Origin of the sequence: Lactobacillus acetotolerans DSM 20749 = JCM 3825 (assembly GCF_001436775.1) — a bacterium.
In the GTDB taxonomy this organism is placed as follows: Bacteria; Bacillota; Bacilli; order Lactobacillales; family Lactobacillaceae; genus Lactobacillus; species Lactobacillus acetotolerans.
Genome location: NZ_AYZC01000005.1, coordinates 26024 through 41014 on the forward strand (window position 1 = coordinate 26024; position 14991 = coordinate 41014).

Annotated in this window: 18 protein-coding genes and 1 riboswitch; of the genes, 16 read left to right on the forward strand and 2 right to left on the reverse strand. The window is 36.3% G+C overall.

What is annotated here, in order from left to right; translation table 11 throughout:
• Positions 1-55: 55 nt before the first annotated feature.
• From FC77_RS01600 to FC77_RS01660, 13 genes are all read left to right on the forward strand, one after another.
• Positions 56-940, forward strand: coding sequence for a CvfB family protein (locus FC77_RS01600; protein WP_056969804.1), 885 nt, complete (start codon positions 56-58; stop codon positions 938-940).
• Positions 927-1832, forward strand: a complete 906-nt coding sequence (gene xerD, locus FC77_RS01605) for a site-specific tyrosine recombinase XerD (protein WP_056969806.1) — start codon at positions 927-929, stop codon at positions 1830-1832. The genes FC77_RS01600 and xerD overlap by 14 nt, the downstream gene beginning before the upstream one ends.
• 8 nt (positions 1833-1840) lie before the next feature.
• Positions 1841-2200, forward strand: a complete 360-nt coding sequence (locus FC77_RS01610; RefSeq protein ID WP_056969808.1) for a hypothetical protein — start codon at positions 1841-1843, stop codon at positions 2198-2200.
• Complete coding sequence (locus FC77_RS01615; RefSeq protein WP_056969810.1) at positions 2190-2927, forward strand: segregation and condensation protein A; 738 nt, start codon at positions 2190-2192, stop codon at positions 2925-2927. Before FC77_RS01610 ends, FC77_RS01615 begins: the two co-directional genes overlap by 11 nt.
• The gene (scpB, locus tag FC77_RS01620; RefSeq protein WP_056969812.1) at positions 2917-3525 is read left to right on the forward strand and encodes an SMC-Scp complex subunit ScpB; all 609 of its coding nucleotides are present in this window, start codon (positions 2917-2919) and stop codon (positions 3523-3525) included. Before FC77_RS01615 ends, scpB begins: the two co-directional genes overlap by 11 nt.
• Positions 3525-4244 carry a pseudouridine synthase gene (locus FC77_RS01625; protein WP_056969814.1) on the forward strand — a complete coding sequence of 240 codons (720 nt, stop codon included), beginning with the start codon at positions 3525-3527 and terminating at the stop codon, positions 4242-4244. The genes scpB and FC77_RS01625 overlap by 1 nt, the downstream gene beginning before the upstream one ends.
• 28 nt (positions 4245-4272) lie before the next feature.
• Positions 4273-4387: riboswitch (FMN riboswitch) on the forward strand.
• An 81-nt stretch (positions 4388-4468) separates the two neighbouring features.
• The gene (locus tag FC77_RS01630; protein WP_056969816.1) at positions 4469-5161 is read left to right on the forward strand and encodes an ECF transporter S component; all 693 of its coding nucleotides are present in this window, start codon (positions 4469-4471) and stop codon (positions 5159-5161) included.
• A 111-nt stretch (positions 5162-5272) separates the two neighbouring features.
• Positions 5273-5719 carry a LysM peptidoglycan-binding domain-containing protein gene (locus FC77_RS01635; protein WP_056969818.1) on the forward strand — a complete coding sequence of 149 codons (447 nt, stop codon included), beginning with the start codon at positions 5273-5275 and terminating at the stop codon, positions 5717-5719.
• 44 nt (positions 5720-5763) lie between these two features.
• Positions 5764-6438 carry a (d)CMP kinase gene (cmk, locus tag FC77_RS01640; RefSeq protein ID WP_056969820.1) on the forward strand — a complete coding sequence of 225 codons (675 nt, stop codon included), beginning with the start codon at positions 5764-5766 and terminating at the stop codon, positions 6436-6438.
• A gap of 70 nt (positions 6439-6508) precedes the next feature.
• Positions 6509-7714 (forward strand): 30S ribosomal protein S1, encoded by a 1206-nt coding sequence (rpsA, locus tag FC77_RS01645; RefSeq protein ID WP_054681354.1) that lies wholly within the window; start codon positions 6509-6511, stop codon positions 7712-7714.
• Between the two features lie 67 nt (positions 7715-7781).
• The gene (gene der, locus FC77_RS01650; RefSeq protein ID WP_056969822.1) at positions 7782-9092 is read left to right on the forward strand and encodes a ribosome biogenesis GTPase Der; all 1311 of its coding nucleotides are present in this window, start codon (positions 7782-7784) and stop codon (positions 9090-9092) included.
• A gap of 178 nt (positions 9093-9270) precedes the next feature.
• A complete protein-coding gene (locus FC77_RS01655; protein WP_056969824.1) occupies positions 9271-9546 on the forward strand; it encodes an HU family DNA-binding protein in 276 nt (91 codons plus the stop codon).
• An 82-nt stretch (positions 9547-9628) separates the two neighbouring features.
• Complete coding sequence (locus FC77_RS01660) at positions 9629-10882, forward strand: tetratricopeptide repeat protein (protein ID WP_056969826.1); 1254 nt, start codon at positions 9629-9631, stop codon at positions 10880-10882.
• 48 nt (positions 10883-10930) lie between these two features.
• Here the strand turns inward: FC77_RS01660 and FC77_RS01665 are convergent, their stop codons facing one another.
• Positions 10931-11815, reverse strand: a complete 885-nt coding sequence (locus tag FC77_RS01665) for a YitT family protein (protein WP_054681352.1) — start codon at positions 11813-11815, stop codon at positions 10931-10933.
• Positions 11816-11911: 96 nt separating this feature from the next.
• Between FC77_RS01665 and FC77_RS01670 the strand changes: the two genes are divergently transcribed.
• A complete protein-coding gene (locus FC77_RS01670) occupies positions 11912-13111 on the forward strand; it encodes a CCA tRNA nucleotidyltransferase (protein WP_054681373.1) in 1200 nt (399 codons plus the stop codon).
• A gap of 1 nt (position 13112) precedes the next feature.
• Here FC77_RS01670 and trhA read toward each other — a convergent pair whose 3' ends face one another.
• Positions 13113-13778, reverse strand: a complete 666-nt coding sequence (trhA, locus tag FC77_RS01675; RefSeq protein ID WP_056969848.1) for a PAQR family membrane homeostasis protein TrhA — start codon at positions 13776-13778, stop codon at positions 13113-13115.
• Positions 13779-13896: 118 nt separating this feature from the next.
• Between trhA and FC77_RS01680 the strand changes: the two genes are divergently transcribed.
• Entirely contained in the window at positions 13897-14757 is an 861-nt protein-coding gene (locus tag FC77_RS01680) for a DegV family protein (RefSeq protein ID WP_056969828.1), read from the forward strand.
• A gap of 3 nt (positions 14758-14760) precedes the next feature.
• Complete coding sequence (locus FC77_RS01685; protein ID WP_054681349.1) at positions 14761-14991, forward strand: YozE family protein; 231 nt, start codon at positions 14761-14763, stop codon at positions 14989-14991.

Sequence of the window (14991 nt, forward strand, 5' to 3'; positions counted from 1 at the left end):
GCTTAGTTTTCTTTTATACTAGAAGCCAGAATATGTAAAATAGGAGAAGTGGGTTATGCTCGGTACAGTCAGAAAAGGTAAAATAATAGATCAGAATAAGAATGCTTACTTTGTGCAGGTAGATGGCATTACTTATGAATTAAAACGCCAGGAAATTACTCAAGATGAAGTTCCCAAAATTGGTGATGAGATTCAGGGTTTCCTGTATGATAATAAACAGCATGATCGTGAAATGACCCAATTTTTGCCGTTTGCTCAACCAGATCAATATGGTTGGGGCAAGGTAACTGAAACAAAAGCTGGATTAGGTGTCTTTATTGATATCGGTTTACCAGATAAAGACGTTGTTCTTTCGATTGATGATTTACCTTTAGAAAAGGAACGTTGGCCACGAAGGGATGACCGGCTCTTAGTTCGATTACAAACTGATGAAAAGGATCGAATTTGGGCAAAATTGGCTGACGAAAGCATTTTTGATCAATTATCTGTTCATTTTCCTAACGATATGGAAAATAAGAATGTCTTTGCGACAGTTTATGCAAGTCGAGAAATTGGTGCTTTTGTGATTACTGATGACTATTATTTAGGTTTTATCCATGAATCACAAATGGTTCGTCCTTTACGTCTAGGGGCACAGCTTAAAAGTCGGGTAATCGGCATAAGTAAATATGGCCGGTTAAATCTAAGCAGTTTACCACGTGCATTTGAAGAAATTGGCGATGATGCACAAATGATAATGATGAGTTTGCGTAGAAAAAATGATAAAACTTTGCCATTTTATGATAAATCCGACGCTCAAGATATTAAGAATTATTTTGGTATCTCTAAGGCAGCTTTTAAGCGTGCCGTCGGCCACTTGTTAAAGTATAAGTATATTACGGAAAATAAAGCTGCCGGTACGATTACTTTAATTAAAGATCCTGATGATGAAAATAAGTGATTTAAAAGGGCAAATTGAGGATTACCTTCGCTATAGTCAAATTGAACGGGGACTCAGTGAAAATACTATTACTGCTTACCGGCAAGATTTATATGAATTCCTTGATTTTATCAAAAAAGAAGGTATGACTTCTTGGCCAACAAAAGCAGTTGATATTGACGCTTTCCTGGCTAGACAACGTGATCTGGATAAGGCAACTAGTTCAATTAGTCGTATGATTTCAAGTTTGCGTAAATTTTATCAGTGGCTAGCACGGCAAGATATTCAAAAGATTAACCCAATGCTAGAGATTGACCCACCTAAAAAAGAACACAGACTCCCAGTTGCTTTAACAGAGGAAGAAGTTACTACTTTGCTTAAGCAACCTGATGTTGATAAAAAATTGGGTTTGCGTGATCGTGCTTTGCTTGAGACCATGTATGCCACAGGAATAAGGGTTAGCGAATTAATTAATCTAAAACTTAAGAACCTGCATGAGGATTTAAAATTAGTTAAGGTATTAGGTAAGGGTTCAAAAGAGCGTTTAATTCCAATTAGTGAAGTTGCGTTATCATGGATTAAACGCTATGAAAAAAAAGTTCGGGATCCATTACTTTTACAGAAAAACAAAAGTAGTGAATTCATTTTTCTCAATAATCGTGGAGAGGCGTTAACCAGACAGGCAGTTTGGCAAATTATTAAGCGTTACTGCAAGATGGCTGAAATTGAAAAAGATGTTACGCCCCACACGTTGAGACATACTTTTGCCACTCATTTATTAGAAAACGGAGCTGATTTGCGGGTGGTTCAGGAAATTTTGGGGCACTCAGATATTAGTACCACCCAGATTTATACTAATCTGACACAAAAACATATTTTACAAGTATATAAGAAAACACATCCACGTACGTAGGTGATTTTATGTTAATTGAATGTAAAAATGATAATGAAAAAACAGCAATGGGATTATTATCCTATTTGCCAGATTTTAAGAATTTGAATAATTTAAAAGAAGAGATAAAGTTGAACAAAAATAGTTCTGATTTTCAGCTTTATCTTTATCGCAATGGTAATTCTAACTTTATAGGTGTTATTGGAACTCAGAATGATAGCCACTTTGTAATTATTCGTTATATCTCAATGGCACCTGGTTACCGCGAAGAAAAATATGAAACCAAGGCAGTTCAAGAATTAGCTAGTATTTATCCTAAACAGAGAGTAACAGCCGTTCCTGAATACACGTATCTGATTAAGTATTTAGATAAATCTCATGAGCGATAATTTAACTTTAGAATTGCCCAATTTTGAGGGACCACTAGACTTACTTTTGCATCTAATTAAATCTCAAAAAATTGATATTTATGATATCCCAATAGCTCAAATTACTAGTCAATATCTATCTTATCTAGAACAGATGCAACAGCTTAATTTGCAGATTGCTGGGGAATATTTCGTTATGTCTTCAACTTTATTGCGCATTAAGTCCCAATATTTATTGCCGCAAAATGATTTTGTCGATGAAGATGAACCAGAAGAGGATCCGAGGAATGAATTAGTTCAACAACTGGTTCAGTATTCAGTTTTTAAGAAAATTTCTGCTTATTTTAAGGAAAAGAATAAAAATGCTTCTGTCACCGCTGCCAAAGAGGCAAGTGTGCCCCCAACAAAGCAGGTGCATCCTTTACCTTTAGGGCAGATCACTTCATCTGAACTAGCCAATACTTTTGTTGTAGTTATGCAAAGGTTAAAGCTAAGGCAGCCTGACGTTGCGTCGGTAGACATTAAAGAAACACCGATTACAAAGATGATCACTTATTTAAAAGAACAAGTTGCAAGAACCCCCCGGGTTAGTTTCTTTCAGTGTGCCAAGAAAATGCAGAATTTATCAGACTTTATTGGACTTTTTTTGGCTCTGCTGGAATTATGTAAAAATCAAGAAATACACGTACAACAAGCCCGTGCCTTTGGCGACCTGTATTTGGAAGGAATTGGTGTGAATGGCAACTAAAACCGCTGAATTGGAAGCTTTACTTTATGTTGCGGGTGATAATGGCCTCGATTCAACAAGTCTGTGTGAATTATTGCAAATAAGTAGTGCTGCTCTGAGAGAATTATCTAAGGGGCTGCATGAAAAATTAGAAAAAGATGGTAATTCTGGCTTGCAATTGCTTCATATCAATGATAATTACAAGTTAACCACCAGTCCCCAAGTTAGCAAGGTAATTGAAAATTACTTTCAAAAAGATTTAACTAAAACTTTGAGTCAATCTGCCTTAGAAATTTTATCAATTGTAGCCTATCGGCAACCGATTACTAGAGTAGAAATCGATGATATCCGGGGGGTTAATTCTTCTGGGGCCTTACAAACATTAATCTGGCGTGGCTTAGTCAAGACTAATGGTAAAAAAGAGGCACCGGGGCACCCTAATTTATATGTTACAACCGACTATTTCTTACAGTATTTTGGTTACCACAGTTTAGCTGATTTACCTGTTATTGAAAATTTTGAAGATGACAGTTTTGATGCTGAAGGACAAGTTGATTTATTTGCTGCGAAGGGTCAATCCGATAAAAATTTATCACAGTCACAAAAGGGAGAAAAATAATGACTTTAGAACGTTTACAGAAAGTAATTGCCGAAGCAGGAATAGCGTCGCGTCGTAAAGCTGAAAAAATGATTACGGCTGGCCGAGTTCGTGTTGATGGCCACGTTGTTACTAAACTGGGTACGAAAGTAGATACTTTTAGCAATATTACTGTTGACAGTGAACCGATTGAACGCGAGAGTTTACACACCTATTTGTTTTATAAACCACGTGGTGTTGTATCAACGGTAAGTGATGATAAGGGTAGAAAAACGGTTGTAGATTATTTTAAAGATATTCCGTACCGTTTGTATCCAATTGGTAGGCTGGATTATGATACTTCAGGTTTGCTCTTGGTGACTAATGATGGTGCATTAGCCAATCTGTTAATGCATCCTAAAAATAAAGTGCCAAAAGTTTATGTTGCCAAAATTACGGGTCGCTTAACTCCTGAAGAAATTGATAAATTAAAGCGTGGTGTCGTGTTTGATCACCATAAAAGTGCACCAGCTAAAGTTAAAGTTATTCGTTCGGAAAAACATAAAAATATGCAGATAGTCCAATTAACTATTCATGAGGGGCATTACCACGAGGTGAAGCGAATGTTTAAGGCAGTCGGTCATATGGTCGATAAGTTGTCGCGTGAGCGTTATAGTTTTCTAACCCTGCAATCCCTTACATCTGGACAGTACCGCGAATTATCGCGTGAAGAAGTTGACAGATTAAAGCACGTGGATTAACATAAAATTATAAATTGAATATTAAGTTTGTTGTCTTCATGGCAGGGTGTAAGTCCCGACCGGTGGTGAAAGTCCGCGACCCACGAAAGTGGCTGAATCGATTACGATACCGATAGTTAAAGTCTAGATGAAAGAAGACAGACTAACTAAAAGAAAAGTTAATACTTACTTTTATAGGTCTGTTGCTGAAGCAACAGACCTATTGTTATATGGAGGTAAGTATTTTGGAAAACGCAAAAAGGAATTCTGCTAGTTTAGCTAATATCATTGCTTATGCATTAATTGGAACTATCGCTTTTGTAATAATGAAATTTGAATTTCCAATTATTCCAGGGGTTGGTTTCTTAAAATTTGATTTTTCTGATGTCATTATTGTGATTGGAACCATTATTTTTGGAGCAGGTCCCGGTATCTTTATTGCATTTATTAGGATGTTATTAAGTTTGGTATTTAGTGGCTTTGCACTACCGAGTTTAGTGGGGCAAACTGCTGCTTTTCTCGCTTCTTTATCCTTTGCGTTACCTTTTTACTTCGTTACAAAGAACATAAAGGAAAAGAAAAATAAATCACTAAAAGATTATCTGTTGCCCGTAGTAGGTTTGATCATTGGTATTTTAGCCATGACCTTATTATTGGCTTTGATCAATGCCTTTATTTTGACCCCAGTGTATGCCGTAACAGCAGTGCCAAATATGCCTGCAATCAATAGTTACAACGGTTTGTTGCATTTTACTGAAAAAGTATATTTAAGACAATTGTTACATTTGCCATCAATGAAAGCCTATATTTTTGGTATTATAGTTCCTTTTAACTTATTGAAGGGGACAATTAACAGTATCGTTATTTATGTTCTGTTTGCTACGGTTTTAAAAAACATTAAACCATTTGTACGCAAACACTTTAATTTAAAAAATTAGAATATTTTAGTATATTAATGAAGTTGGTTATTAGAGTAACCGGCTTTTTTATTTAATTTTATAATAAGTATGCTAAAATTAAGCAAGTTAAATGAATGGAGGAGATTCTAGATGAATCAGAAACAAGGTCCATACAAGCATTATGAACGACCCACTGAACCTAGAAGTTCTGGTGAACAGTCAAGTTCTAAAGGTTGGATTGCAATAATCACAATTTTAATAATAATTATTATTGCTCTTGTGCCTATAGTTCATCGTTTGGCAGCTGATCAGCAGCCTAATAACCAGGTTACACAATTGCAGACTACCAAAAAAGCTAAAAAAGTACCAAAACATAAAGTTAAGAAAAATAAAAAAGCTAAGAAAAATAAATTAAATAAAACGCAATCAAGTTTAAATAATACTTCATCTATGAAAAAGCAGTACGTTGTTAAAAGTGGAGATACTTTATCTAGCATTGCCTCAAAGCATGGGATGAGTGTAGAAGATTTGGCTAAATTAAATAATCTTAACAGCATGGCAAGAGTTGATGCTGGACAGACACTTAAATTAAAATAAATTTTTAGAAAGGTTAGAGGCTAAAAGGTCTCTTTTTTATTGGAATGCAAGTAGCGATTGATGGTCCTGCATCAGCAGGGAAGAGTACGGTAGCAAAGATTATTGCTAAGAAATTATCTTTTGTATATATTGACACGGGTGCGATGTATCGTGCATGTACGGTGATTGCTCGTGATAATAAGATTGATTATGGCGATGAAGATGCCATTTTAAAAGCAATTGATAAAACCGGAATAGAGTTTAAAGCCGTAAATGGTGAGCAGAAGGTATACGCAGGGAATAAGGATATTTCGTTAGAAATTCGCACGCCTGAGATTTCTGCCAATGTGTCCCAAGTTTCTGCCTTGGCAGGAGTCAGAAAGAAAATGGTTAGTTTGCAAAGGAAAATGGCCGGACAAACAAACGTTATCATGGATGGTCGTGATATTGGTACTACGGTTTTGCCTAATGCAGAAGTTAAAATCTTTTTAGTGGCTTCGGCACATTCACGTGCTCAAAGACGATTGCTTGATCTTAAGCAAAGAGGTATTCATTCTGATAAGACGGTGGATGAAATTGAAAAAGATATAGCTAATAGGGACTATAAAGATTCTCACCGCAAAATATCACCCTTAAAAAAGGCGAGTGATGCAATTAAAATCGACACTACAAATATGACAATTGATCAAGTAGTGGATACAATTTTGAAGAAAATCAAAGAAAAAGCAAAAAAACTTTAAAAAAGAAGCTAAAACAGTAGAAATATATCTTGTTTTCATTTAAAATTAGGTATGATATTGGGAGGTAAATATGTCAGAAAACAGTAATCAATTTTTAGATGCATTAAAGAAAATGCAAGGAGTTGAGGTCGGAGATATTGTCGATGTTGAAGTATTAGACGTTGAAGATGGTCAAATCGATGTTGGTGTCAAGAATGCCGGTGTCGAAGGTGTTATTCCTCGTCGCGAATACACTTCAGACCGCAACGCAGACTTACGCAAATTAGTAAAGCCAGGAGATACATTCAAGGCTTTAGTATTGAGAAGAGCTGGTGGCGATAAAGAAAACGGCGAATTCTTCTTCTCAGTTACCCGTTTAAAGGAAAGAGAAGCCTACGATAAGTTACAAAAGGACTTTGAAGCTGGCAAAACTATTGAAGGTACTGTAACATCATCAGTACGTGGTGGTTTGTTAGTCGATGTAGGTACTAGAGGCTTTTTACCAGCTTCACTAATTTCTAATCGTTATGTTTCAGATCTTAAGCCTTATATTGGCAAAACTATGAAGCTTAAAATTACCGAAATTGATCCTAACAAGAACCGTTTGATTCTTTTACACAAGGACTTAATTGAGGAAGAACGTGAAGAAGCCTTTGATAAAGTTGCATCACAATTAGTTGTCGGTGATGTTATTGAAGGTAAAGTTTCACGCTTAACCAACTTCGGTGCTTTTGTTGATGTTGGTGGTGTGGACGGCTTAGTTCACATTTCAGAAATTTCTTATAAGCATGTTGATAAGCCAAGCGATGTTTTAAAGACTGGTCAAGATGTAAAAGTTAAGGTCATCGGGATTGATGATGACAGACACCGTATTTCCCTTTCAATTAAACAAACTTTACCTTCACCATTTGAACAAGCAACAGCTAACTTACATGAAGGCGATGTATTCGAAGGTGAAGTTAAGTCATTAACTAACTTCGGTGCTTTCGTTGAAGTTGCTGATGGTATTCAAGGTTTAGTCCACGTTTCAGAAATATCATATAAGCACGTTGATAAGCCAAGTGATGTTTTGAAAGTTGGACAAACCGTTAAGGTTAAGGTCTTAAACATTGATCCAAGTGAAAGAAGAATTTCACTTTCAATGAAGGCTGTTGATTCTAATAACTCTGGTAACGAAGGCTCTCGTCCTCACCGTTCATACAACAGAAGCTCAGTCAACAAGAAGTATATGGATAATGATGACAACGGCTTTGCATTGGGTGACATTATTGGTGACCAATTGAAGGACCGTAAATAATTATAATTATTAATTATAAAAAAGCCGACAATTGTCGGCTTTTTTTATTTGTAAAGGAGGCTGAGAAATGGTTTTACCAGTGGTAGCAATAGTTGGCCGCCCGAATGTGGGTAAATCAACGCTTTTCAACCGTATCATTAATCACCGCTTGGCAATTGTAGAAGATAAGCCCGGTGTAACCCGTGATAGAAATTATGCTCAAGCGGAATGGCTTGGTCATAAATTTGATTTAATCGATACGGGTGGTATTACCTGGCAAAATGGTAAATTAGAAGATGAAATTCGTGCTCAAGCGGAAATTGCCATAAAAGAAGCGGATGTAATCGTTCTGCTTGTCAGTGTAGTTAATCATATGACTGATTTAGATGAAAGAATAGCTCATCTTCTTTATCGAACTAAGAAGCCGGTTATTTTAGCGGTAAATAAGGCTGATAATCCAGAACAACGAACAGATATTTATGACTTTTATAGTTTAGGCTTAGGTGAACCTATTCCTGTTTCTAGTGTTCACGGCACGGGAATTGGAGATTTACTTGATAAAATTGTTGACGCTTTCCCAAAGGATCTCGACAAAAAAGAGGAAGATGAAATATCTTTTAGTATAATTGGTCGTCCCAATGTTGGAAAATCTTCAATTGTTAATAAACTTGTTGGTGAAAAGCGGGTTATCGTAAATAATGAAGAGGGAACTACCCGTGATGCGGTTGATACACCATTTGTAGGTGAAGATGGTAGTAAATTCCGAATAGTTGATACTGCAGGTATTCGTCGTCGTGGCAGAGTCTACGAAAAGACGGAAAAGTACTCTGTAATGCGTGCTATGGCAGCTATTGAACATTCTGACGTTGTTTGCTTGGTTTTGGATGCAAGTACGGGCATTCGTGAACAAGACAAGCATGTGGCTGGATATGCGCATGATGCTGGTCGTGGCATTATTATCGTCGTCAATAAATGGGATTTACCGAAGAAAAATAGTTCTAGTGGCAAAGATTTTGTCCAGATTATTCACCAGGAATTTCAATATTTAAACTATGCACCAATTATTTTTATTTCTGCAAAGACGGGGCAAAGATTAGACCAAATACCAAAAATGGTTAAAAAGGTGTATAAGAATCAAAATCAACGGATTAAGTCTAGTACCTTGAATGATTTACTGCTTGATGCAAGTAAATTGGTCCCAACACCATTAATTAAGGGTAAACGATTGCGAGTCTACTACATGACGCAGGTTTCAACCAATCCGCCTACTTTTGTGGTATTTGTTAATGATCCGGATTTGATGCATTTCTCTTACCAACGGTTTTTGGTAAATCAACTTAGGGACAATTTTGATTTTCGTGGAACCCCAATTAAAATCATTCCGCGTAAAAGAAAATAATTTGTAACTAGCAAGTGTAGAAAAAAATCGTTTTTTTCTAAAAATGCTTGTTGTAATAGGGGTTTTGTGATAATTTGGGAGCTAAGGAAAGAATGATTACCATGATCATTATTCCTTGTTCCTTATATAAGGAATAAGATTTTGAACTTCGAGTTCAGATTCAGGAGGTGAATTCCATATGGCAAATAAAGCTGAATTAGTTTCTGAAGTTGCTTCAAAGACTAAATTAACTAAAAAAGATGCAGCAGCAGCTGTTGATGCATTCTTTAGCTCAATCCAAGATAACCTTTCTAAAGGTGACAAGGTGCAATTAATCGGTTTCGGTACTTTTGAAGTACGTCACCGTGCAGCACGTAAAGGCCGTAACCCACAAACTGGTGCTGAAATCCAAATTCCAGCTAGTGAAGTTCCTGCATTTAAGCCAGGTAAGGCTCTTAAAGAGGCTGTTAAGTAATTGGTAGTTTCATCTAAAAAAAGCGTTGGTTTTTGTACCAGCGTTTTTTTGTGTCAAAATATATATTTGAATGGAGGAAATTATGAGTTATTCAGAACAATTACTTGACTCAATTGAAAAACAAGATTTTTCCCAACAAAAAATTTTGTTAAAAAAGGCTTTAAATAATGATAAACCAGAAATTTTAGCATCCCTTGCTGAAAATTTAACCGACTTAGGCTTTACTAATTTATCCAAGCAGGTATACCGTGCTTTAATTGCAAAATTTCCTAAGGAGGATTTATTCAAAGTATATTTGGCAGAAATTTTACTGAATGATGGTGATGACGATGATGGACTTTCGTTACTTTATAATGTTTCTGAATCCTCTCCCGCCTATGTAGACAGTTTGCTAGTTCAGGCTGACTATTACCAGACTAATGGTTTGCTTGAAACGGCTAAAACTAAGCTTTTAAAAGCTTTAAAAATAGATCCTGATGAAGACGCCATTAAGTTTGGTTTGGCTGAACTAGACTATTTAAGTGGCAAATATGAGGAAGCTCTGCCAATCTATCAAGATTTAATTAAACGGCAAAAGAATTTTAGCGAGGTTAACCTAAATCAACGGATTTTTCAAACGTTAGCCAAATTAGGGCAGTATGAGGATGCTAGCAAGATTATCAAGGAGCACAGCGAAGATATTCTTGATATCGATAGCAAGTACCAAGCAGGCCTTGTAATGCTCTCAGTGGGAGACTATGATCAGGCTATCAAATACCTTGATAGTGTAATTGAGCAAAGCCCAGATTATGTGAATGCATATCCATTGCTGGCTGAGGCTTATGAGCATAAACATGATGATAATCAAGTTTTGCATGCTGCTCAAACGGGTCTTGCCTATAATGAATTAGACCAGGTCTTATATTCTAAAGGTGCCCGGGCAGCTGCCAATTTAAAAGATTTTAAGACAGCAGAGAAATTGTTAAAGAAGGGGCTGAAAGTTGCTCCTGATAATAATGATTTACGGTTGCAGCTATCCAATCTCTATTTAAGTGAACATAAAGATAAAGAGAATCTTGATTTGTTTGCAAGCCTTGATGATGACGATATTGAACCACAAGCTTATTGGAATATGGCAATTTCGTATGAGCGAATGGATAATAGCGATAAGGCTAAAAGTGAATTTCTGCTTGCATATCCCGAATTTAAAGATAATTCAACTTTCTTAAAACAGATGATCCGCTTCTTTAGTACGGAAGCTAATTCGGATGAGATTGTAAAACAGTTGTTGGAACGTTATCTGAAGTTGGTTCCTGAAGATGATGAGATGCAAGATTTATATAATCAATTACAATAATTGAAGCAAAAAAGTAGTAAAAGCTTAGTTTTAAACTTTTACTACTTTTTATTTGCGAATAAATAAATGCCTCTGTTTTTGTTTGTAAGTAAATCCTTCACCTAAAGCTTCGTGCACTTCAATAATACTTACAAAGGCATGCGGATCTTCCTGCTTGATTAAGTCTTTAATTGCTGGTACTTCTCGCGGTTCAACCACCACATAAATAACGGGACGATTTTCTTCTTTATATCCGCCTTTAGCCTCAAGATAAGTAAATCCGCGGCTCAATTTTAAATCAATCATTTGCCCAATTTCTTTATATTTATCAGAAATGATTAATAAACCCCTAGCGGAGTAGGCACCTTGTTGGACAGCATCCATTACCCGACTGAGGATAAAAGAAGCAAATAAAGTATACATCATGTGTGTAATATCCAGGTAAGTAAGTGATGCTACTAAAACGAGTGCATCGAACGCAAATAATACTTTTCCCGAGGGAACACCATACTTTATTTGAGCAATCCGGGCAAGTATATCAGTACCACCCGACGTACCATTGTAACGAAAGACTAAGCCAAGTCCTAAACCAGATAAAGAACCGGCTAAAAGAGCGGCTAAGAAGAGGTCGTGATCTAAATTCAATGATATAATTGGGAATAAGCGCCATAGCCATAAAAAGAAGGAAAGACAAATGGTTCCCCAAATGGTATAACTTAAAAGGTGCTTACCCATAAAACGGTAGCCTAAAATAATTAAGGGAATATTTAATACAAGCGAAGAAAAGCCCATGTCTATGTTCCAAAAATGACGAAGGATCAGGCAAATTCCGCTGATCCCGCCATCAGCTAACCTATTAGGCACGGAAACTATATCCAGACTTAATCCGTAAATGGCGCATCCAAGTGCTATCATACAGATATCTGTAATAGTTTTGGAATTAAATTTACGCATAATAATTTCCCTCTTTAATAAAAGATTTTATTTTAGACACAGCATACTAAAAATACCATACTTATTGAAACTAATACACTAATAAACGAGTTGATAATAATGAAAATAAATAATTTACCGAATATTTTTACGGCCGCGTTGCCGGTACTTGAAAGACTTGAAAATGGAGGGTTTGAAGCATATTTTGTTGGCGGAGCCGTCCGTGACTTATTATTAAATCGCCATATTCACGACGTTGATATTGCGACTAGTGCTTATCCCGAAGAAGTTAAAGAACTTTTCCCAAAAACAATCGATACTGGAATTAAGCACGGGACAGTGACAGTTTTATATGGTGACAGTAGTTACGAAATAACTACTTTTAGAACCGAATCTGGTTATCAAGATTATCGTAGACCTGACCACGTAACTTTTGTTCAAAACTTAGATGCAGATTTGAAACGTCGTGACTTTACAATCAATGCCTTGGCAATGAACTTGCGGGGTGAAATTATTGATTTATTTGACGGCTTGAATGACCTCAAGAATCGTTTGATTAAAGCTGTAGGCAACCCTGAGCAACGTTTTCACGAAGATGCGTTGAGGATGATGCGGGCTGTGCGGTTTATGAGTCAACTTAAATTTAAGCTTGAGGACAAGACAAAGCAGGCCGTCAAAGATCACCACCAGTTGCTGAAGAAGATTTCGGTAGAACGGATTCGTGATGAATTTGTCAAAATGGGGATTGGCCCTCATTCACGGCAGGCTTTTCAAACATTTTTAGATACTAATCTAAGTGAAGATGTTCCAGATTTTGCTGGTAAAAGTGACCTTTTGGCGGTTTATCCTAAATTAAAATTTAACCCAACTGAAGAAACGAGCTTTTGGTCGGTAATTATTATTCTTTTGAAAATTCAGGATACACAAATTAATAAATTTATGCGTGATTGGAAAAATTCTAATGCCATGACTGAAGCAGTTGAAAAGATCGTAACTCTGTTTGACCTGTTTTCAGAAAGAATACCAACCGATTACGAACTTTTTAAGGCTGGTAAGACAGTCTTGCTAAATACAATTGATGTAGCACATATTTTAGGACAACCGATTGACTCTGAAGCTCTGGTTGACCGTTATATGGCTTTACCAATAAAGTCTTCATCTGAACTCGCGATTGATGGCCGTTTCCTGATTAAGCAAGGAATAGAACCAGGGCCCAAACTTGGCAAAATGCTGAATACCATTAAAGAAAAGGTTATTGCTGGCGAGCTTGAAAATAATGAGGAAGCAATTGGGGCATTTGTAGCAAAGCAAGATTAGTTTATACGTAAAATAAAACTGAAAAGTACATTAGCATTGACCCCAGCATTACGAATAGGTGCCAAACTACGTGAATAAAGGGAATATTACGCATTAAATAAAGAAGGGCACCAACAGTGTATGCCACACCACCGCCAACTAGCAGCCAAAAGCCGACGGGACTTAAGCGAACATACAGGTAACCTCCTGAGAGGATGACGAGCCAACCCATCAGTACATAAAGTGCGGTATCAAAAACTACGTGTTTGCCACGATTAAAGATATAATAAATGATACCAAAAATGGTGAGAGCCCAGATCACGCTAAATAAGCCCCATCCCCATGGTCCACCAATTGCAACTAGAGAATATGGGGTATAAGAACCAGCAATTAATAAAAAGATTGATGAATGGTCAAAGATTTGGAAAACGTTTCTAGCTTTAGTAAAAATCAGGCTATGATACAAGGTTGAAAATAAATATAGGAGAACTAAGCAAGACCCGTAGATAGAAAAAGTTATGATTCTTAGTGTGCTACCAGTTGATACGGCTTTTAAAATTAAAATGACTAGCCCAGCTACTGCCAGGCCAAAGCCAATTCCGTGAGTGATCGCACTAAATATATTATCTAGAATGTAGTAAGTTTTAGATCTTTGTTTTGGTTTTTGCCATAGCTCCTTAATTTTCATTGTAAAACAATCCAATCATTTTCTTTTCTTAAATATATTTTTTGCTATAATAACTTGTAAGTAATGTTCACATTTTATCACAAAAATTAACGAGCATTTAGAATTGAGGGCGAATACGTTGTCAAAGATCAAAATTATGACGGATTCTTCTGTGCAATTAACCCCAGAAGAAGTTAAAAAATACGATATTACTGTAGTGCCTTTGTCGGTTACAATCGATGGGAAAACATATCTTGATGGAATAGATATTAGCCGCAAAGAATTTATTGAAAAAATGGACGAAGCAAAAGAATTACCCAAAACTAGTCAACCACCGATTGGCCGCTTTGTAGACGCAATTAACAAGTTAACTGCTGATGGTAGTGATGTGCTTGGCATTTTCCTTGCTAAGACTTTGAGTGGCACAATTGATGCCGCAAGACAAGCGGCCCAAATTACCGGCAAAGAAAATAAGGTTCATTTAGTGGATTCTGAATTAACTGATCGGGCGGAAGGATTTCAAGTCTTGGCTGCTGCTAAAGATATTGAGGCTGGTAAAGAACTTCCAGAAATTCTTAAGCATATCGATCACATTAAAAAAACCCAAAAGTTACATTTGGTAGTAGTTAATTTGAAAAATATAATTAAAGGTGGCCGTTTAGGTAAACTTACCGGTAAGGTTGCCACTCTTTTAAACATTCAAATTGAATTACAAATGCCAGGTGGGCATTTAATTATTGCTAAAAAAGGCAGGGGCAAGAAATTTGCTCGTGCCTTTAATGAACGTGTGCTAGATGAAATTAGGGCCAACAAAGATAAAATTAAAGAAATCGGTGTTTCTTACGTTTCAACTGAAGATAAACCGAAACCAATGATAGAGCTTGGTAAGAAGATTAAGGCTATTAATAATGACTTTAATGTTTTGGTCAGAGAAACCAGTCCTATTATCTCTACGCATGCAGGGATGAACGCTTATGCAATTCTTTATTATACGGAGTAAATAATGGCTTATCGTGAAAGTTTTTATCGTTATTTGATGACGCAGAAAGATCCGGATTCAAATAGTGAGGTTGCCCAATTTGCAAATAATGCGCAACATGATTTAGCATTTCCTAAGCAAGAACAGGATTATGATAAATTATCAAACTATTTAGAATTAAATGCTGGTTATCTTCCTAATATGAGCATTTTTGATCAAGCTTATCGAATGTATCAAGACAAGATGGCATATTAA